General features: G+C 72.9%; 19 protein-coding genes. 16 read left to right on the forward strand and 3 right to left on the reverse strand.

The window, feature by feature from the left end; all coding sequences use genetic code 11:
- Positions 1–72: 72 nt before the first annotated feature.
- Both clpB and ACFRAC_RS09100 read left to right on the forward strand, forming a co-directional pair.
- Complete coding sequence (gene clpB, locus ACFRAC_RS09095; protein ID WP_382922655.1) at positions 73–2,670, forward strand: ATP-dependent chaperone ClpB; 2,598 nt, start codon at positions 73–75, stop codon at positions 2,668–2,670.
- A gap of 159 nt (positions 2,671–2,829) precedes the next feature.
- Positions 2,830–3,354 carry a YbjN domain-containing protein gene (locus ACFRAC_RS09100; protein WP_361345602.1) on the forward strand — a complete coding sequence of 175 codons (525 nt, stop codon included), beginning with the start codon at positions 2,830–2,832 and terminating at the stop codon, positions 3,352–3,354.
- A gap of 79 nt (positions 3,355–3,433) precedes the next feature.
- On the opposite strand, the gene ACFRAC_RS09105 is transcribed toward ACFRAC_RS09100, so the two are convergent.
- Positions 3,434–4,093 (reverse strand): SCO4225 family membrane protein, encoded by a 660-nt coding sequence (locus tag ACFRAC_RS09105; protein WP_382922657.1) that lies wholly within the window; start codon positions 4,091–4,093, stop codon positions 3,434–3,436.
- A 64-nt stretch (positions 4,094–4,157) separates the two neighbouring features.
- The gene (locus ACFRAC_RS09110) at positions 4,158–4,625 is read right to left on the reverse strand and encodes an ATP-binding protein (RefSeq protein ID WP_382922659.1); all 468 of its coding nucleotides are present in this window, start codon (positions 4,623–4,625) and stop codon (positions 4,158–4,160) included.
- A 155-nt stretch (positions 4,626–4,780) separates the two neighbouring features.
- Here ACFRAC_RS09110 and ACFRAC_RS09115 point away from each other — a divergent pair, with 155 nt between their 5' ends.
- The 3 genes from ACFRAC_RS09115 to ACFRAC_RS09125 all read left to right on the forward strand — a co-directional run bounded on the left by ACFRAC_RS09115 (position 4,781) and on the right by ACFRAC_RS09125 (position 6,909).
- Entirely contained in the window at positions 4,781–5,698 is a 918-nt protein-coding gene (locus ACFRAC_RS09115) for a Scr1 family TA system antitoxin-like transcriptional regulator (RefSeq protein ID WP_382922723.1), read from the forward strand.
- Positions 5,658–5,780, forward strand: coding sequence for a DUF397 domain-containing protein (locus ACFRAC_RS09120; protein WP_361345596.1), 123 nt, complete (start codon positions 5,658–5,660; stop codon positions 5,778–5,780). The genes ACFRAC_RS09115 and ACFRAC_RS09120 overlap by 41 nt, the downstream gene beginning before the upstream one ends.
- A 262-nt stretch (positions 5,781–6,042) precedes the next feature.
- On the forward strand, positions 6,043–6,909 hold the full coding sequence (locus ACFRAC_RS09125) for a hypothetical protein (protein WP_382922662.1): 867 nt from the start codon (positions 6,043–6,045) through the stop codon (positions 6,907–6,909).
- 45 nt (positions 6,910–6,954) lie between these two features.
- Here ACFRAC_RS09125 and ACFRAC_RS09130 read toward each other — a convergent pair whose 3' ends face one another.
- A complete protein-coding gene (locus ACFRAC_RS09130) occupies positions 6,955–8,145 on the reverse strand; it encodes a pyridoxal phosphate-dependent aminotransferase (protein WP_382922664.1) in 1,191 nt (396 codons plus the stop codon).
- 291 nt (positions 8,146–8,436) lie between these two features.
- Between ACFRAC_RS09130 and ACFRAC_RS09135 the strand changes: the two genes are divergently transcribed.
- The 11 genes from ACFRAC_RS09135 to kynU all read left to right on the forward strand — a co-directional run bounded on the left by ACFRAC_RS09135 (position 8,437) and on the right by kynU (position 19,024).
- Positions 8,437–8,598: a hypothetical protein gene (locus tag ACFRAC_RS09135; protein ID WP_382922666.1), complete on the forward strand. Its 162-nt coding sequence runs from the start codon at positions 8,437–8,439 to the stop codon at positions 8,596–8,598.
- Between the two features lie 357 nt (positions 8,599–8,955).
- The gene (locus tag ACFRAC_RS09140) at positions 8,956–9,522 is read left to right on the forward strand and encodes a DUF2617 family protein (RefSeq protein ID WP_382922668.1); all 567 of its coding nucleotides are present in this window, start codon (positions 8,956–8,958) and stop codon (positions 9,520–9,522) included.
- Between the two features lie 80 nt (positions 9,523–9,602).
- Positions 9,603–11,201 carry a polyamine aminopropyltransferase gene (locus ACFRAC_RS09145; RefSeq protein ID WP_382922670.1) on the forward strand — a complete coding sequence of 533 codons (1,599 nt, stop codon included), beginning with the start codon at positions 9,603–9,605 and terminating at the stop codon, positions 11,199–11,201.
- An 81-nt stretch (positions 11,202–11,282) separates the two neighbouring features.
- Entirely contained in the window at positions 11,283–12,143 is an 861-nt protein-coding gene (locus tag ACFRAC_RS09150; RefSeq protein ID WP_382922672.1) for an SRPBCC domain-containing protein, read from the forward strand.
- Between the two features lie 40 nt (positions 12,144–12,183).
- A complete protein-coding gene (locus ACFRAC_RS09155) occupies positions 12,184–12,978 on the forward strand; it encodes an aldose 1-epimerase (RefSeq protein WP_382922674.1) in 795 nt (264 codons plus the stop codon).
- A gap of 10 nt (positions 12,979–12,988) precedes the next feature.
- On the forward strand, positions 12,989–13,537 hold the full coding sequence (pyrE, locus tag ACFRAC_RS09160; RefSeq protein ID WP_361345580.1) for an orotate phosphoribosyltransferase: 549 nt from the start codon (positions 12,989–12,991) through the stop codon (positions 13,535–13,537).
- Positions 13,538–13,707: 170 nt separating this feature from the next.
- Positions 13,708–14,730, forward strand: a complete 1,023-nt coding sequence (gene fbaA / locus ACFRAC_RS09165) for a class II fructose-bisphosphate aldolase (protein WP_382922676.1) — start codon at positions 13,708–13,710, stop codon at positions 14,728–14,730.
- Between the two features lie 71 nt (positions 14,731–14,801).
- Positions 14,802–16,274: an MFS transporter gene (locus ACFRAC_RS09170; protein ID WP_382922678.1), complete on the forward strand. Its 1,473-nt coding sequence runs from the start codon at positions 14,802–14,804 to the stop codon at positions 16,272–16,274.
- Positions 16,275–16,409: 135 nt separating this feature from the next.
- Positions 16,410–16,823, forward strand: coding sequence for a DUF3151 domain-containing protein (locus tag ACFRAC_RS09175; protein ID WP_382922680.1), 414 nt, complete (start codon positions 16,410–16,412; stop codon positions 16,821–16,823).
- Positions 16,824–16,974: 151 nt separating this feature from the next.
- Positions 16,975–17,835 (forward strand): tryptophan 2,3-dioxygenase family protein, encoded by an 861-nt coding sequence (locus ACFRAC_RS09180; RefSeq protein WP_382922682.1) that lies wholly within the window; start codon positions 16,975–16,977, stop codon positions 17,833–17,835.
- Positions 17,828–19,024: a kynureninase gene (gene kynU, locus ACFRAC_RS09185; protein ID WP_382922684.1), complete on the forward strand. Its 1,197-nt coding sequence runs from the start codon at positions 17,828–17,830 to the stop codon at positions 19,022–19,024. The genes ACFRAC_RS09180 and kynU overlap by 8 nt, the downstream gene beginning before the upstream one ends.
- Positions 19,025–19,120 lie beyond the last annotated feature (96 nt).

Below are 19,120 nucleotides of genomic sequence, written 5' to 3' on the forward strand. Positions count from 1 at the left end.
AATAGACTCAAGTTTGTGTACGCTGACTCTGTCAGTACTGGGAGACGCTGACGCCAGGAGGAGAAGGGACACGTGGACGCCGAGCTGACCAACAGGAGCCGGGACGCGATCAACGCGGCAAGCAATCTGGCCGTGACCGAGGGGCACCCGGATCTCACCCCCGCCCACCTGCTCCTGGCTCTGCTCGAGGGCCAGGACAACGAGAACATCACCGATCTGCTCGCCGCCGTCGACGCCGACCAGGCCGCCGTGCGGTCCGGCACCGAGAAGGCGCTCGCCGCCCTGCCCAGCGTGACGGGCTCGACCGTGGCGCCCCCGCAGCCCAACCGCGACCTGCTCGCCGTGATCGCGGACGCGCAGGCCCGCGCCAGGGACCTCGGCGACGAGTACCTGTCCACCGAGCACCTGCTCATCGGCCTCGCCACCAAGGGCGGTCCCGCGGCCGACGTGCTCAGCCGCCAGGGCGCGACCGCGAAGAAGCTGCTGGACGCCTTCCAGAAGGCCAGGGGAGGCCGCCGCGTGACCACCGCAGACCCCGAGGGGCAGTACAAGGCGCTGGAGAAGTTCGGCACCGACTTCACCGCCGCCGCCCGCGAGGGCAAGCTCGACCCTGTCATCGGACGGGACCAGGAGATCCGCCGGGTCGTGCAGGTGCTGTCCCGCCGCACCAAGAACAACCCCGTCCTCATCGGCGAGCCGGGCGTCGGCAAGACCGCCGTCGTCGAAGGGCTCGCCCAGCGCATCGTCAAGGGCGACGTGCCCGAGTCCCTCAAGAACAAGCGGCTCGTCGCGCTCGACCTCGGCGCGATGATCGCGGGCGCCAAGTACCGCGGCGAGTTCGAGGAGCGCCTGAAGACGGTCCTGGCCGAGATCAAGGACTCCGACGGGCAGATCATCACCTTCATCGACGAGCTGCACACGGTCGTCGGCGCGGGCGCCGGCGGCGACAGCGCCATGGACGCCGGCAACATGCTCAAGCCGATGCTGGCCCGCGGCGAGCTGCGCATGGTCGGCGCCACCACGCTCGACGAGTACCGCGAGCGGATCGAGAAGGACCCCGCGCTGGAGCGGCGCTTCCAGCAGGTGCTGGTCGCCGAGCCCTCCGTCGAGGACTCCATCGCCATCCTGCGCGGACTCAAGGGCCGCTACGAGGCCCACCACAAGGTCCAGATCGCCGACAGCGCGCTGGTCGCCGCCGCGACGCTGTCCGACCGGTACATCACCTCGCGCTTCCTGCCGGACAAGGCCATCGACCTGGTCGACGAGGCAGCGTCCCGGCTGCGCATGGAGATCGACTCCTCGCCGGTCGAGATCGACGAGCTCCAGCGCTCCGTGGACCGGCTGCGCATGGAGGAGCTGGCCCTCGACAAGGAGACCGACCCCGCCTCCCGGGAGCGCCTGGAGAAGCTGCGCCGCGACCTCGCCGACCGCGAGGAGGAACTGCGCGGCCTCACCGCCCGCTGGGAGAAGGAGAAGCAGTCCCTCAACCGCGTCGGTGAGCTGAAGGAACGGCTCGACGACGTGCGCGGCCAGGCCGAGCGCGCCCAGCGCGACGGCGACTTCGACACCGCCTCCAAGCTGCTGTACGGCGAGATCCCGGCTCTGGAGAAGGAGCTGGAGGCCGCCTCCGCGGCCGAGGAGGAGGCCGCGCGGGACACCATGGTCAAGGAGGAGGTCGGCTCCGACGACATCGCGGACGTCGTCGCCGCCTGGACCGGCATCCCCGCGGGCCGGCTCATGGAGGGCGAGACGCAGAAGCTGCTGCGCATGGAGGAGGAACTGGGCAAGCGCCTGATCGGCCAGCGGGAGGCCGTGCAGGCCGTGTCCGACGCGGTGCGCCGCACCCGGGCCGGCATCGCCGACCCCGACCGGCCCACCGGCTCGTTCCTCTTCCTCGGCCCCACCGGCGTCGGCAAGACCGAGCTGGCCAAGGCACTCGCCGACTTCCTCTTCGACGACGAGCGGGCCATGGTCCGCATCGACATGTCGGAGTACGGCGAGAAGCACAGCGTGGCCCGGCTGGTCGGCGCGCCCCCCGGGTACATCGGCTACGAGGAGGGCGGTCAGCTCACGGAGGCCGTGCGCAGGCGGCCGTACAGCGTCGTCCTGCTGGACGAGGTGGAGAAGGCGCACCCCGAGGTCTTCGACATCCTGCTCCAGGTGCTGGACGACGGGCGGCTCACCGACGGGCAGGGCCGCACGGTCGACTTCCGCAACACCATCCTGGTGCTGACGTCCAACCTGGGCAGCCAGTACCTGGTCGACCCGATCTCCAGTGAGGCGGAGAAGAAGGAGCAGGTCCTGGAGGTGGTCCGCGCCTCCTTCAAGCCCGAGTTCCTCAACCGGCTCGACGACCTCGTGGTCTTCTCGGCGCTGAGCAAGGACGAGCTGAGCCGGATCGCACGGCTCCAGATCGACCGGCTCGCCAAGCGGCTGGCCGAGCGCCGGCTCACCCTGGAAGTCAGCGACGCGGCCCTGGCCTGGCTCGCCGACGAGGGCAACGACCCGGCGTACGGTGCCCGCCCGCTGCGCCGCCTCGTCCAGACGGCCATCGGCGACCGGCTCGCCAAGGAGATCCTGTCCGGCGAGGTCAAGGACGGCGACACGGTCCGGGTGGACGCCTTCGGCGACGGCCTGATCGTGGGACCGGCCACCGGGAAGACGCTCTGAGGAGTCCCCGGTACCGCGGCCGCGGGTACCCGGTGCGAACCGGGTACTCGTCCCGGTGACCGGATCGAGTCAGCCCACGGCTGACAGGCCCGTCTGGGCTTGCCACCCCCCTCCCTGCATGGGGGAGGATGGCGGAATCCGTACGAAGGGAAAATCACGGTGAGCATCGACCCGTCCTCGATTCCGAACTTCGGGGGCCAGCAGCCGCAGCCCGGGCCACCGCCCGGCCCCGTAATCCCGGATCAGGACCTCGTGAAGCAGCTCCTCGACCAGATGGAGCTGAAGTACGTCGTCGACGACGAGGGTGACCTCGCGGCGCCGTGGGAGCAGTTCCGTACGTACTTCATGTTCCGCGGCGAGGGTGACCAGCAGGTCTTCTCGGTGCGGACGTTCTACGACCGGCCGCACCAGATCGACGAGAAGCCCACGCTCCTCGAGTCGATCGACGACTGGAACCGCCGGACGCTGTGGCCGAAGGTCTACACCCACACGCACGACGACGGCACCGTCCGCCTGATCGGCGAGGCGCAGATGCTGATCGGCACGGGCGTCAGCCTGGAGCACTTCGTCTCGTCGACGGTCAGCTGGGTGCGGGCCGCCATCGAGTTCGACAAGTGGCTCGTCGAGCAGCTCGGCCTGGAGCAGGAGATCAACGAGGCGGACAAGCCCGAGGACGACGAATAGGTCGTCGCAGTGGACGTACCCGCGGCGCGGTGCCGCGGGTGGAGGAGAGCCCGGCCCTGATGCCGGGCTCTTCCGCGTCTCAGCGCCCCGCGCTCCGCGTCCGGTGGGCGAGCCGGCCGATCAGCACCGCGTTGACCAGTCCGGCCAGTGCCACCCCGGCGGAGAAGACCAGCGTGCCGAGCCCGGCGACCGGGGAGTACTCCGCGGGCAGCGACACCGGTACGGCGACGAAGCTGAGCGGGGCCGCGGCCACGAGGGGCCAGATCGCCGCGAACCCCGGGTCCGGCGACAGGAGCACGGCGTACAGGAAGACGCCCAGCGCCGCCGCGACGAGGGCGCAGTAGCCCCGCGCGAGCCAGTTGTCCACGGCGGGCGCGAGCAGGGCGCGCAGCCTTCCGGAGCGGGGACGGACGGTGGGCGCGGGACCGGGTCTCCTGGTGAGGGCGCCCAGTGCGGCGGCGTTCACGAGGGCGGACAGCAGGAGCCACCCGCCCCAGAACCCGGTGGCCAGCGCCTCGGCCGCCCCGCCTCCCTCGGTGCCGGGCCCGAAGGGGAGGACCATGGCGAACAGGGAGAGCGGCGCCGTGAGCAGCACCGGGGCCATGGCGAAGGAACTCTCCGGGAAGAGGAACAGGACCGGGACGCTCAGGCCGAACACCGCCAGATAACCCCGGGCGAGCCGGCTGTCGGTTCCGAGCACGAGGAGGCGCGGCAGGCGGAGACGGGGAGAGGTCTGCATCGGAAGGCCCTTCGAGCCGGCGGTACGGGTGGGTGTGACCACCACAGTGGCCGGGACGGCTCGTTCAGACATGAGTACAGCTACCCGAGCAGGCACCTGCGCAGATACTCACCGGCCCGACGGAGACCTCCGCCCACACGGTCTTGCCCACGGGCCGCCGGGGCGCCCACCCCCAGCGCACCGCCAGGGCCTCCACGAGGACGAGCCCCCGTCCGGACTCGCCCTCGGGGCACGACGGGGGAGCGGACGCGGGCGGTCGCATCCCTACGGCGGCGTCGGCGACCTCGATCCGTACGCGGTGCGCCGCCGCGTCCAGGGCCAGCCGGAGCGCGCAGGCCCGTCCCGGGACCCGGCCGTGCAGCACGGCGTTCGCCGCCAGCTCGGCGACGACGAGGGCGACCGCGCACGAGGCGTCCGACGCGGGCGGCCAGCCCCGCTCCTCCATCCACCGGACGGCGAGGCGCCGGGCGCGCCTCGCACCTCGCGGTGTCGGGGCGAACTGCTGGGCGAGCGTGGGGGTTTCTGTCAGCACGGCCGGTCATCCGTCCTTGTCGTACACGAGTCGTCACGTTCCGTGTCCAAGGGTGGTCCGGACGCCCTACGCTCACCAGGTGACGCAGCCTTACTTCTCCACCCGTAAGGAACGGAAGTGACGCCTTGGCCAACGGAATCGACCCCAGCGCGTCGATGGCGGCCCTGTTCGGCGCGCGGGTGCGCCGCCTCCGTACGGCGGCCGGACTGACCCAGGCCGAACTGGGCGAGCGGACGCATGTGGTGAGCACCCGCATCACCCAGATCGAGCGGGCGTCCGGCGCGAAGCCCACGCTGGAGCTGGCCCGCGCGCTGGACGCGGCCCTCGGAGCGGACGACCTGCTGGTCGAGCTGTGGCCGTACGTGTACCGGGAGGCGTTCCCGGACTGGTCACGGAAGTTCATGGCCCTTTCGGAACGGGCGGTGGCCGTCTGGCAGTACGCGGCGCACGTGGTGCCGGGCCTGTTGCAGACCGAGGATTACGCGCGGGCGGTGCTGAGTGTGGGCCGAACCCTTGGCGGACCGGAGCACTTGGAGGAGCGGGTCAGTCTTCGGATGGGGCGGCAGGAACGCCTCAGCAGTGCCAACCGGCCTGAACTCTGGGTGATCCTCGACGAAGCGGTCCTCAGGAGGCCCATCGGAGGGCAGGCCGTGATGCGTGAGCAGTTGGCACGCCTGCTCATGAAGGCTCGCGAAGCCCATGTCACCTTGCAGGTACTGCCGTTCGACCAAGGGGAACATGACGCCATGGGCGGCTCGCTGAGCCTGCTCACCCTGCCGGACCGTTCGGAGGCGGCGTACACGGAGGGCGCGCACTACGGCCAACTCATCGAGGATCCGGGCGAGGTGAGGCGTTTCGCACTCACCTACGATCGGCTGCGGGCGGCGGCTCTGCCCCCGCTCATGTCCCTGGACATGATCCGATCCGTGATGGAGGACAACCACCGTGGAGCGAAGGTCCCATCCCGATCTGAACGGCGTCGTGTGGCGCAAGAGCAGCTACAGCAATCAGGAAGGGGGAGATTGCGTAGAGGTGGCCGACCGGTTCCCCGAAGCCGCCGTCCCGGTGCGTGACAGCAAGGCTCCCGACGGCCCGGCGCTGTGCTTCGAGGCGGCCTCCTGGTCCGCGTTCATAGGTGCGTTGAAGGCTCGTTGAGGCGACCTCCGGGACCACCGGGCCCTTGTCCGCGAGGGCCCGGCGGGCCGCTGACCCCCTGAAAGAACCGGGGGAAAGAACCACCCGCCCACCCACCCTCCCCGGCCGCGCGGCGCCCCGTCACCCGTCCGGGTGACCGGCTTGCAGGGGCGGGACAGGGGCGGTTACGTTCGCCGCGACAACCGCACAAAGACATCGGCCCCCGGCCGGGACGGCAATCCCGATCGAGGGCCTGACCGATCAGGAAGCAGAGACCTTCCCGATGGCTGACCCTCAGTCTAACGCGCGCCTGCGCGCCGACGCCGGAGCTCCGACGACCGGCGTGATCCACGTCCGCACCCGGCTCACGGCCGACTTCACGGTGCTCTCCAACGCCCTCGTCCAGCGGCGCGGCAGCGCGGTCACCATCGGGGTGGCGGCGTACATCGCGTCCCTGCCCGACGGTTCCCCGGTGAGCATCGCCGCGCTGTGCGCGCACTTCAGCGAGGGCGAGATCCTCATCTCACGGGCGCTGCGGGAGTTGGAGGCGGCCGGATACCTGGAGCGGCGCCGCGAACGGACGCCCACGGGCCAGGTCCGCACCCGGACGTTCTTCTACGACGTCCCCGCCGGCCGGGACCCGGACGGCCACCCGGACCTGCCCCGCCCCCGGAGGGGCCCGGCACGCGAGACGGCTCCCGGACGACCGGACGACGTCCCTCCGGCTCCGCCCGCGCCCGCTCTGGCCGACGCAGACCCGCAGGCCGTCGCCGTGCTGTCGTCGTTGCGCCGGGTCGACCCGCGCCTGGTCCTGTCCGCTGGGGAGGCTGCCCGGCTGGCGCCCGCCGTCGCCGCGTGGCTGGCGGCCGGGGTCGGGCCGCGGGAGATCACCGAGGTGCTGACCGCACGGCTCCCCGAGCAGTTCCGGGCGCGTCCGGCGGGCGTTCTGGCGTTCCGTCTCCGGGAGACACCGCTGCCCGTCCCGCCCCCGCCACCGCAGTCCCCTCCGCCCGAGCGTCCGGCCGAGCGTCCGGCCGTCCCGCCCCTCCAGACCTGCGACGGCTGCGAACGCGCCTTCCGCGCCCTCCACCCGGGCCGCTGCCGGGACTGCCGGGGGCGGCACGAGGAGAGTCTGCCCACGGCCGCCTGAGCAGTCGAGCCCGAGGCGGACGGGCGGCCGTAAGCCTGCCCGCCCTCACGCCGACAGCGTCTTCAGGCGGGAGGCCGCCTCCTGGAGGACCGCCTCCTGCTTGCAGAAGGCGAAGCGTACGAAGGGGGCACCCTGGTCGCGGTGGTCGTAGAAGACCGCGTTCGGGATGGCGACCACCCCGACCCGCTCCGGCAGGGCGCGGCAGAACGCGATGCCGTCGGTCTCGCCCAGGGGGCGGATGTCGGCGGTGATGAAGTAGGTGCCGGCGGGCCGGTAGACGGTGAGGCCCGCCTCCTCCAGGCCGGTGGCCAGGATGTTCCGCTTGGCGAGCATGTCCGCCTGGAAGTGCTCGAAGTAGGAGTCGGGGAGCGACAGCGCTTCGGCCACCGCGTACTGGAACGGGCCCGCCGAGACGTACGTCAGGTACTGCTTGGCCGAGCGGACGGCCGTGACCAGGGCGGGGGAGGCCGTCACCCAGCCGACCTTCCAGCCCGTGAACGAGTACGTCTTGCCCGCCGAACTGATCGTCACCGTCCGCTCCCGCATGCCCGGGAACGAGGCGAGCGGGATGTGCTCGGCGTCGTCGAAGACCAGGTGCTCGTACACCTCGTCGGTCACGACGAGCAGGTCGCGCTCGACGGCCAGTTCGGCGACGGCGGCCAGCTCCGCGCGGGTGAGGACCGTGCCGGTCGGGTTGTGCGGGGTGTTGAGCAGCAGCAGCCGGGTGCGGTCTGTGACGGCGGCCCGCAGCTCGTCCAGGTCCAGCCGGAAGGCGCCGTCGTGCGGGCGCAGGGTGACCGGCACCCGGGTCCCGCCCGCCATGGCGATGCAGGCCGCGTAGGAGTCGTAGTAGGGCTCCAGGGCGACCACCTCGTCGCCGGGCTCCACCAGCGCGAGCAGGGCCGCCGCGATGGCCTCCGTGGCACCCGCGGTGACCAGGACCTCGGTGTCCGGGTCGTACGTGAGGCCGTAGCGCCGATCCTGGTGCGCGGCGACCGCCGCACGCAGCTCGGGGACGCCGGGGCCCGGCGGGTACTGGTTGCCCCGACCGTCGCGCAGCGCCCGCACGGCCGCCTCCCGGATCTCCTCGGGCCCGTCGGTGTCCGGGAAGCCCTGCCCGAGGTTGATGGACCCGGTGCTCAGGGCCAGCGCCGACATCTCCGCGAAGATCGTCGTCCCGAACTCGGCGAGCCGGCGGTTGAGCAGGGGGCGCGAGGAGGAGGTCATGCCCGTCATCCTCCGCCCAAGCTCTGGATTTCCTCAACTCTGCTTTGGGCCGGGAGCGGTCCGGGCATCTCCCCCGCACGCACCGAGCGGAGGCGCCCACGGGGGGACGTCCGGGTTCGGCTCGGGGGAACGGAAGGAGGCTGACGCCATGGTCACAGGACTTGTCGTGGCGCTGGTCGCGGTGGTGTTCGTCCTGGTCTTCGTGTCCATCGCACGCAACGCCGGGCGACGGTCGGCGAGCCGGTCGCGCGGGCGGGGACGCGGCTCGTACAGCCGCAGCAGTGGCAGCAACAACAGCTGGTGGGCTGGTGGTGGGGGCGGCGGGACGTCCTGCGGGAGCTCCTCCTCGTCGTCCTGCTCCAGCAGCTCCTCCTGTTCCGGCGGCTCGTCCTGCGGAGGCGGGTCGTCGTGCGGCGGAGGGGGCGGATGCGGTGGCGGGGGCAGCTGACACGGGGCAGCTGAGCTCCACCCAGCAGGGGGAGCCGCATCCACCACGAGCGCGGGGCCGGTGCCTGGACCGGCCCCGCGCTCCGTTTCCCGGGCGCTCCGGCGCGCGCTCCCCTCGCGCAGGCGCACGCCGGAGTTGAACAGTTGAGCTGATAAGCCCTCTGAGGGATGGAAACCCTACGAACTTGGGTAAAAACGCTGTGTCGCCGACACAGTTCATGATTCAGTTAAGTTCACCCACGCAGCCCCTCGGACGTCCCACGGACACTCATCTGACCGCCGACAGGGCTGACGGGGCCGACGTCCCGGTGCCGGCAGTGCGACGACGGCCGGCACCCCACCTTCCTCCTGCGTGCCAAGCGGAGCCCATCCATGCTCACGACCCTGAACACCGCCTACAGCGACACGCGCGCCGCCGACCTGGCCTGGACCCTGGGGCGGGAGCCGCTTCCCGCACTGGCCACGCTCGACCTCGAACTCGGCGGGACCAGACTCCAGTTGAGACTGCTCGGCGCCTCCCATCAGGTTCTCCTCGAGGAGGATCGGGGGCGCTGTTCGGAGACGGTGGCCTGCATTCCGGGCAGCAGCACCCCCCTCCCGCTCGGCGTGGCCAAGCGCGCGGGCGACTGGGAGTACGAGTTCGCCGCCCGGATGGAGGTGCTGTCGCCGCCCCAGTTCGCGGGCCGCGCCCAGGAGTTGCTCGCGCTGGTCGCCGACCATCCGCACGGCCTGGCCGGCGTGTTCCCCGGCAGCCCGCACGCCTTCACCGCGATGCTGGCCCGCCGCCACGAAGGGCAGGTGCACTGGCGCACCTGGCACGCCTACCCGCAGGACGGACAGTTGGTGGCGACGCGGACCCGCGTCGGGGTGCGCGTCCCGGCGGGCCCCGGCCGGCCCACGGCGAACCGGCTGCGCTCGTCCGCCCTCCTCGCCGGATAAACCACCGGCGCCCGCGGAGCCGCCAGTTCCACACGTGTGGGTGACGAAGCGTGCCCCGGGCGTAACGTACCGTCGGCAGCGTGATCGAACCGCACGCCCCCGCGCCCCCCGGCACGACGCCCTCCCGGGGCGGCCGGGCGCGGCTGCCGGTCCGGCCGGACACCGGGCGGTTCCTGGTGCTCGCGGGCGTCTTCGTCTGCGCCGCCTGCGGACTCGTGTACGAGCTGGAGCTCGTCGCGCTCGCCTCGTACTTGATCGGCGACTCGGTCACCCAGGCGTCCGTCGTGCTGTCCGTCATGGTCTTCGCCATGGGCATCGGCTCGCTCGCGGCCAAGCGGCTGCGGCCCCGGGCCGCCGCCGGCTTCGGTGCCATCGAGGCGGTCCTCGCGCTGGTCGGCGGGTGCAGCGCCCTCGCCCTGTACGCCGTGTTCGCCTGGACCGGCGACTGGGGCGGCCCCTGGACGCACGCGCCCCGCGTCCTCCTCGTCGCCTTCTCCCTCGTCATCGGCCTGCTCATCGGCGCCGAGATCCCGCTGCTGATGGAGCTGATCCAGCGCATCCGCCGCCAGGACGCGGGCGGCGCGGTGGCCGACCTGTTCGCGGCGGACTACGTCGGCGCGCTCGTCGGCGGCCTGGCCTTTCCCTTCCTTCTGCTGCCGCTGCTGGGGCAGTTGACGTCCGCCCTGTTCACCGGCGCGGTCAACGCGGTCGTGGGCGCCGCCCTCGTCCTCGGGGTGTTCCGCGCCGACCTCAGCCCCCGGGCCCGCCGGGTCCTGCTCGCCGTCAACCTCGCCGTGCTCGGCGTCCTCGCCGCCGCCGCCGTCCTCGTCGACGACTTCGAGCGGGCCGCGCGGCACGCGATGTACGGGCAGGACGTCCGGGTGGCCGTGCGGACGGACGCCCAGGAGGTCGTCATCACCGGCGGCACCGGCGGCCGCCCCCTCGACCTGTTCCTCGACGGCCGGCTCCGGGTCAGCGGCCGCGACGAGGGCCGCTACCACGAGGCGCTGGTGCACCCCGCGATGAGCGGCGGGCACGCGCGCGTGCTGATCCTCGGCGGCGGCGACGGACTGGCGGCGCGCGAGGTGCTGCGCCACCCCGGCGTGCGCCGGATCGACATCGTCGAGTCCGACCCCGAGGTGGTGCGGCTGGCGCGCGAGGACCCGCCGCTGTCCCGGCTCAACGGGTACGTCTACGGCGACGCCCGCGTCCGCGTCCGGGACTCCGACGCCTTCCACCTGCTGCGGTCGGTGCCACCGGGCTCGTACGACGTGATCGTCGCCGATCTGCCCGACCCCGGTGTGACGGACAGCGCCGAGCTGTACTCGCAGGAGTTCTACGGCCTGGCCCGCCGCGCCCTCACCCCGAGCGGCCGCCTCGTCGTGCATGCCGGGCCCCTCTCCGCCGACCCCCGTGTCTTCTGGACCGTCGAGGCCACCCTGCGCGCGGCCGGGCTGGGGACCACGCCGTACTCCCTCGCGGTGCGCGACCCGGCGGCGGGTCCGGCGCGGGCGCCGGACGACTGGGGGTTCGTCCTGGCCGGGCGGGACGGCCCGCCGCCGCTGCGGGCGGGGACAGGCGCGCTCACCCGCGAGGACCTCGCGGCGGGGGCGCGGGCGGCCGAGGCGTCGCGGATCGGCGGGCTGCGGGCGTCGACGCTGGTGCATCCACGCTACTGAGCGGCCCGGGCGGGCATCCGGCCGTCGAATCCCGGGATTGTGTGGGTGCGGTTCACGCCATGCTGGGTAGGCTCGATCGGCATGGAGCATGAGGTGTTCGTTCCGGTCCCGGCCGAGCGGCTCAGGGAGGTGCTGGCCGACCCCGTGCGGGTCGCCCGCGCGGTGCCCGGGCTCCAGCAGGACGCCGGTGCCGAGCCCGTCGCGGGGCGCCTGAAGCTGCGCGTCGGCGGCCACACGATCACCTACCGGGGCGCCGTACGCGTCTCCGCGCGGGACGACGGCGCGTACGCCGTGGAGGGCGACGCGACCGAGGCGCGCGGGACCGGCTCCGTGAAGCTCGCCCTCACCCTGCGCGCGCGGGCCGCCGTCGGCGGGTCGACGCTCGCCTTCGAGGGCGGCGCGTCCGCGGACGGGCGGATCACGGAGTTCCCGGCCGACGCCGTGCACGGGGCCGTCACCCGGCTGCTGAACCGGTTCGCCGAGCAGCTGGGCGCGCTGGCGGCGGAGTCCGCCGGGCCGGAGGCCGCCGGAGAAGGGGTCGAGGAGTCGTTGGCGCCGGGCGAGTTCGAACCCAAGGCGACCAGCGACTTCGAGACGACGCCGGACGCGGAGGACCCGCCGGTGCCGGACCCGGCGTCCGTGTTCGACACCGAGGTGCCGCCACCGGCGCTGGACCCGGAGGCCGACACGGACGCGGACGACGGCGACGAGACCGGGGACGAGGAGGAGGCGCCCGTCGCGGAGGCCGCGCACGCCCGGCGGACGATGATCGGGCGCAGCGCCGAGGAGGTCGACCACGCGCCGCCGCGCGGCCGGTACGCGCCGGTGCCGCCGGCCCAGTCCCTCGCGCCGAACTCCGCGCTGCGCTGGGCCGCCCCGGCCGCCGCGGTCGTGCTGGCCTCGGCGATCGTGGCCGGCCGGATGCTGCGCCGCCGCCGCTGACGCGCCGGGCGGTCCTGATCGCCCCCGGTAGGGTCGTCCTGTGCGTACCGAACAGATCACGCTGACCGCGGGCGACGCGGAGGTGGACGTGCTGCCGGGCAACGGCGGACGGGTCGGGGGACTGCGCGTCGGCGGGACGGAGCTGCTGCGGCAGGGGGAGCGGTTCGGCTGCTTCCCGATGGTGCCCTGGTGCGGGCGGATCCGCGACGGCCGCTTCCGCGACGGCGCCGAGGTACGGCAGATGCCGCTCAACGCGCCGCCCCACGCCATCCACGGCACCGCCCGCGACGGCGCCTGGAAGGTCGCCCGGCACACCGGCGCCGAGACCGTCCTCACCTACGACCTGGTCGAGCCGTGGCCCTACCGCGGCCGGGTCACCCAGGCCGTCGTGCTCACCCCGGACAGCCTCAGCCTGACCATGTCCGTGGAGACGTACGACGCGTCCTTCCCGGCGCAGATCGGCTGGCACCCCTGGTTCAACCGCAACCTCGGCGACGGCGGCCAGGACGTGCGGCTCGACTTCACCCCGGCCTGGCAGGAGGAGCGCGGCGGCGACCACCTCCCCACCGGCAACCGGATCGCGCCGAGGCCCGGCCCCTGGGACGACTGCTTCGGGATGCCCGGCGGTGTCGACGTCACCCTCACCTGGCCCGAGCAGCTGGAGCTGAAGGTGACCAGCCGCGAGGAGTGGGTCGTCGTGTACGACGAGCAGGAGGCCGCCGTCTGCGTCGAGCCGCAGACCGGTCCGCCCGACGGGCTGAACACCCTCCCCCGCCTGGTCACGCCCCTGGAGCCGCTGGAGGCCACGACCGTCTGGAGCTGGCGGCGCCTCTAAGCTGGGCGGCATGACTGACGTACGTGCGGCGCTGCTGCAGCAGATCAAGGACAAGGCCGTGGTGCACGGCAAGGTGACCCTGTCGTCGGGCCTCGAAGCCGACTACTACGTCGACCTGCGGCGCATCACCCTCGACGGCGAGGCGGCCCCGCTGGTCGGGCAGGTACTGCTCGACCTGACCGCCGACCTGGAGTTCGACGCCGTGGGCGGGCTGACCATGGGCGCCGACCCGGTCGCCGCCGCCATGCTGCACGCCGCCGCCGCACGCGGCCGCAGGCTCGACGCGTTCGTCGTCCGCAAGGCCGCCAAGGCGCACGGCCTCCAGCGCCGCGTCGAGGGACCGGACATCGCGGGCCGCCGCGTGCTCGTCGTCGAGGACACCTCCACCACCGGCGGTTCGCCGCTCACCGCCGTCGAGGCCGTGCGCGAGGCGGGCGCCGAGGTCGCCGGTGTCGCGACCATCGTCGACCGGGCCACCGGCGCCGCCGAGAAGATCCGCGAGGGCGCCCAAGTGCCGTACCTGTTCGCGTACTCCAAGGACGAGCTCGGCCTCGACTGACACCCCCCGCCAGACGCGTCCGTCTCGGCTGGTGACAGACGCTCGGAGCATCCCGGTTCGTCTGGAAAGATGGGCGCCGACGACGACGTCACACCCCCAAGGTCTAGGTCAGGGCCGTAAGAAGAAGCCGTACGCAGTACGTCAACCCGCACACTCCAAGGAGCGGACAGATGCCCATCGCAACCCCCGAGATCTACAACGAGATGCTCGACCGGGCGAAGGCAGGCAAGTTCGCCTACCCGGCCATCAACGTGACCTCCTCCCAGACCCTGCACGCGGCCCTGCGCGGTTTCGCGGAGGCGGAGAGCGACGGCATCGTCCAGATCTCCACGGGTGGCGCCGAGTTCCTGGGCGGTCAGTACAAGAAGGACATGGTCACCGGCGCCGTCGCCCTGGCCGAGTTCGCGCACATCGTCGCCGAGAAGTACCCGGTGCACGTCGCGCTGCACACCGACCACTGCCCCAAGGACAAGCTCGACGGGTTCGTACGGCCGCTCCTGGAGCTCTCGCGGAAGCGCGTCGAGGCCGGTCTGAACCCGCTGTTCCAGTCGCACATGTGGGACGGCTCGGCCGAGACCCTCGCCGACAACCTCGCCATCGCGCAGGAGCTGCTGGAGCAGGCCCGCGCCGCGAAGGTCATCCTCGAGGTGGAGATCACCCCGACCGGTGGCGAGGAGGACGGCGTCTCCCACGAGATCAACGACTCCCTCTACACCACGGTCGACGACGCGATCCGCACCGCCGAGGCCCTCGGCCTCGGTGAGAAGGGCCGCTACCTGCTCGCCGCGTCCTTCGGCAACGTGCACGGCGTGTACAAGCCGGGCAACGTCGTCCTGCGCCCCGAGCTGCTGAAGGAGCTGAACGAGGGCGTCGCCGCCAAGTTCGGCAAGAGCTCCCCGTTCGACTTCGTCTTCCACGGCGGCTCCGGCTCCTCGGAGGAGGAGATCCGTGTCGCGCTGGAGAACGGCGTCGTGAAGATGAACATCGACACCGACACCCAGTACGCGTTCACGCGCCCGGTGGCGGACCACATGTTCCGCAACTACGACGGCGTCCTGAAGGTCGACGGCGAGGTCGGCAACAAGAAGGCCTACGACCCGCGGACCTGGGGCAAGCTCGCCGAGGCGTCCATGGCCGCGCGCGTGACGCAGGCCTGTTCGCACCTGCGCTCCGTCGGCACGAAGATCAAGTAGTTCTCGTCCCCGCGGGGACCCGCGAGCCCGGCGCCTGCCCTTGGCGCCGGGCTCGCTGTATACCTGGGGATATGCCCGACGTGCGGCTGGCCTCACCACAGGGCCGGTGGATCCTGCTCACCACCGTCCTCGGCTCCAGCATGGCGTTGCTGGACTCCACCGTCGTCAACGTCGCCCTGCCGCGCATCGGCCGCGACCTCGACGCCGACCTCGCCGCCCTCCAGTGGACCGTCAACGCGTACATGGTGACGCTGGCCGGGTTGATCCTGCTCGGCGGCGCGCTCGGCGACCGGTACGGGCGGCGGCGGATCTTCGTCGTGGGGGTGGTGTGGTTCGCGGCGGCCTCCCTGCTGTGCGGACTCGCGCCCGGCGTGGAGGTGCTGATCGCCGCCCGCGCCCTGCAGGGCATCGGCGGGGCGCTGCTCACCCCCGGGTCGCTGGCGCTGATCCAGGCGTCCTTCCACCCCGACGACCGGGCGCCCGCGGTCGGCCTGTGGTCCGGGTTCGGGGGGATCGGGGCGGCCGTCGGGCCCTTCCTGGGCGGCTGGCTGGTCGACGGGCCGGGCTGGCGCTGGGTCTTCCTGCTGAACGTCCCGGTGGCGCTGGTGTGCGCGCCGATCGCCGTGCGGCACGTCCCTGAGTCGGGCGACGAGACCCGGCACGGCCGCTTCGACGTGCTCGGGGCCGCCCTGGGCGCGCTGTCCCTGGCCCTCGTGACGTACGCGCTGATCGAGGCGCCGACCGGGTCGGCGACGGTGGCGGTGGCCGCAGTGGCGGGCGTGGGCGCCGGGTTCGCCTTCGTACGGGTCGAGCGGCACCGGAGCGATCCGATGATGCCGCCCGACATCTTCCGCTCGCGGCAGTTCACGGCCGTCAACCTGGTCACGCTGTGCGTGTACGCGGCCTTCGGCGGCTTCTTCTTCCTGGCCGCGCTCCAGCTCCAGGTGGTCGCCGGGTACTCGGCGCTCGGCGCCGGTGCGGCCCTGCTGCCGACGACCGCGCTGATGCTGCTGTTCTCGGCGCGCTCCGGCGCCCTCGCGGCCCGGATCGGCCCGCGGGTGCCGCTGACCGTGGGGCCGCTGGTGTGCGCGGCCGGGATGCTGCTGATGCTGCGGGTGGGCCCGGACGCCGAGTACGTCACCGACGTGCTGCCCGCGCTGCTGGTGCTGGGCCTCGGCATGGTCACGCTGGTCGCCCCGCTGACGGCCACCGTCCTCGGGTCCGTCGACACCGCCCGGGCGGGGCTGGCCAGCGGGATCAACAACGCGGCGGCGCGGGCGGCGGGGCTGATCGCGGTGGCCGCGCTGCCGCTGCTGGCCGGGATGGGCGAGGAGGCGTACCGGTCGGCGTCGGCGTTCGACGCCGCGTTCCGGCGGGCCATGCCGATCTGCGCGGGGGTGCTGGTGGTCGGGGCGGTGGTGGCGTTCACGACGGTGCGGTCGCTGCCGGCGGGGTGCCGGAAGCCGCAGTGCCTCCGGCACGGGGCGGTCACGGTACCGCCGCTGGAGGGGCAGCGGAGCAGCGGGAGTCCGGGGGACGAGTAGGCATCCCGGGGGCTGCCGCCCCCGGACCCGGCTGCGGCCCCGGAGGGGCCTTGCTCCCGGGCGCCGGACGGGCTGGACGGGGTCCCGGTGGGCTGGATGGGGTCCCGGGGGGCGGGATGGACGACACTGAGGACCATGGCCATTCACGAGAACCTGCTCGGGGGTCCGCCCCCGACCCACCTGCCCGACGACCCGGAGCCCCGCGAGGCGCTCGCGAGCGGTACCGCGCCCTCGGACGTCGCCGCCCGGTACCCGACCTCCTGCCTGGCGTGGGCCCAGCTCGCCGACGAGGCGTTCGAGCGGGGCAGCGTCGTGGAGTCGTACGCCTACGCCCGGACCGGCTACCACCGCGGTCTGGACGCGCTGCGCCGCAACGGCTGGAAGGGCCACGGGCCCGTGCCGTGGGAGCACGAGCCGAACCGGGGCTTCCTGAGGGCCCTGCACGCCCTCGCCCGGGCCGCCGAGGCGATCGGTGAGCAGGAGGAGTACGAGCGCTGCTCGCAGTTCCTGAAGGACTCCTCGCCGACGGCCGCCCAGACCCTGGGCTAGGTCCCGTCCGGTTATCGCAAGGCCCGACCGGTGTGACCGGGCGGGCCTTGCGAGGTTCCGGGGGCATGGCTGAGGATGCCGGTGGGGACCGGGGCCCCTTTGCCGATAACGGCAGGGCGGACCGCTACCCGGAGTTACACAGGAGACAGCGATGTCCCAGCAGGCTCACCGGCCCGCGGACACCACCGCGGGGACTCAGGAGCCCGAGGCCCCGAATCTCGACTTCGCGGGTACGACACCGTACGAGGACTACGTGAAGGCGGACGTCCTCACCCACCTGCAGCACACTCTCTCCGACGATCCCGGAGAGATGGTCTTCCTGGTCACGACCCAGGTCATGGAGCTGTGGTTCACCGTCATCGTCCACGAGTGGGAGACCGCGGCGCGCGCGCTGCGCGAGGACCGCCCCGGTGTGGCGATCGACGCCCTGAAGCGGTCCGTGCGGGAACTGGAGGCCCTGAACGCCTCCTGGACGCCGCTCGGACAGCTCACGCCGGCCCAGTTCAACTCCTACCGCAGCGCCCTCGGCGAGGGCTCCGGCTTCCAGTCCGCGATGTACCGCCGGCTGGAGTTCCTGCTCGGTGAGAAGTCGGCGTCGATGCTGGTCCCGCACCGCGGCGCTCCGCGCGTCCACGCGGAGCTGGAGAAGGCCCTGCACGAGCCGAGCCTCTACGACGAGGTGCTGTCCTTCCTCGCCCGGCGCGGCCACGCGATCCCCGAGGCGGTGCTCACGCGGGACGTCACCCGCCGCTACGAGCCCTCGGAGGCGGTCGAGGCGGTCTGGACGGAGATCTACGCGGGCGACCAGAACGCCGAGCTCACCCGTCTGGGCGAGGCGCTCACGGACGTCGCCGAACTGGTGTGGCGCTGGCGCAACGACCACCTGGTCGCCACCCGCCGCGCGATGGGCTCCAAGGCCGGCACCGGCGGCTCGGCCGGAGTGGCCTGGCTGGAGAAGCGCGCCCAGAAGAACGTCTTCCCGGAGCTGTGGACGGCGAGGTCCCGTGTCTGAGCCGAACGAGCTCGCCGCGCGGGCCGAGAAGCTGGACGCCGCCGACGGACTCGCGCACAAGCGCGCCGAGTTCGTCCTGGACGACGTCGTCTACCTCGACGGCAACTCCCTGGGCGCCCTGCCCGCGCACGTCCCCGGCCGGGTCGCGGACGTCGTGCGCCGGCAGTGGGGCGAGCTGCGCATCCGCTCCTGGGAGGAGAGCGGCTGGTGGACGGCGCCGGAGCGGATCGGCGACCGGATCGCCCCGCTGGTCGGCGCGGCGGCCGGGCAGATCGTCGTCGGCGACTCCACCAGCGTCAACGTCTTCAAGGCGCTGGTGGCCGCCGCGCGCATGGCTGGGGACGGCCGCGACGAGATCCTCGTCGACGCCACCACGTTCCCCACCGACGGGTACATCGCCGAGTCGGCGGCCCGGATGACCGGCCGTACGCTGCGGCCTGTGACGCCCGCCGAGGTGCCGGACGCGCTGGGCGCCCGTACGGCCGCCGTGCTGCTCAACCACGTCGACTACCGCACCGGGCGGCTGCACGACCTGCCGTCGCTCACGGCCGCCGTGCGCGCCGCGGGCGCGGTGTCCGTGTGGGACCTGTGCCACAGCGCGGGCGCGCTGCCGGTCGGGCTGGACGAGCACGGCGTGGACCTGGCGGTCGGCTGCACCTACAAGTACCTGAACGGCGGCCCGGGTTCACCGGCGTACCTGTATGTGCGCCATGGTCTCCAGGACCGGTTCGACTCGCCGCTGCCCGGGTGGAACTCGCACGCCGCACCCTTCGGGATGCACCGGGACTTCACGGCGGCCCCCGGTGCCCTGCGCGGCCGGGTCGGCACCCCCGACATCCTGTCGATGCTCGCCCTGGAGGCGGCCCTGGACGTGTGGGACGGGGTGCCGGTGGAGGCGGTGCGGGCCAAGTCGCTGGCGCTGACGGACTTCTTCCTGGAGTGCGTCGAGGCGTACGCGCCCGCCGGGCGGGTGGAGCCGGTGACACCGGCCGCGCACGCCGAGCGCGGCAGCCAGGTGGCGTTGCGCTGTGCCGACGCCGGGGACGTGATGAAGGAGCTGATCGCGCGGGGTGTGGTCGGCGACTTCCGCCACCCGGACGTGCTGCGCTTCGGCTTCACCCCGCTGTACGTGTCCTTCGCGGACACCGAGCGGGCGGCCCGCGTCCTGGCGGACGTGCTGGGCGGCTAGAGCGTGTTTCGAAAGTCCCGTCTGGTCCGCGACGCCTGGCACGGCGCCTCGCCGCGTTGTCGGGATCGTCCGCGTACGCCCAGTACGCGGACGACC

It is taken from the genome of Streptomyces sp. NPDC056628 (genome assembly GCF_042792555.1).
GTDB lineage: Bacteria > Actinomycetota > Actinomycetes > Streptomycetales > Streptomycetaceae > Streptomyces.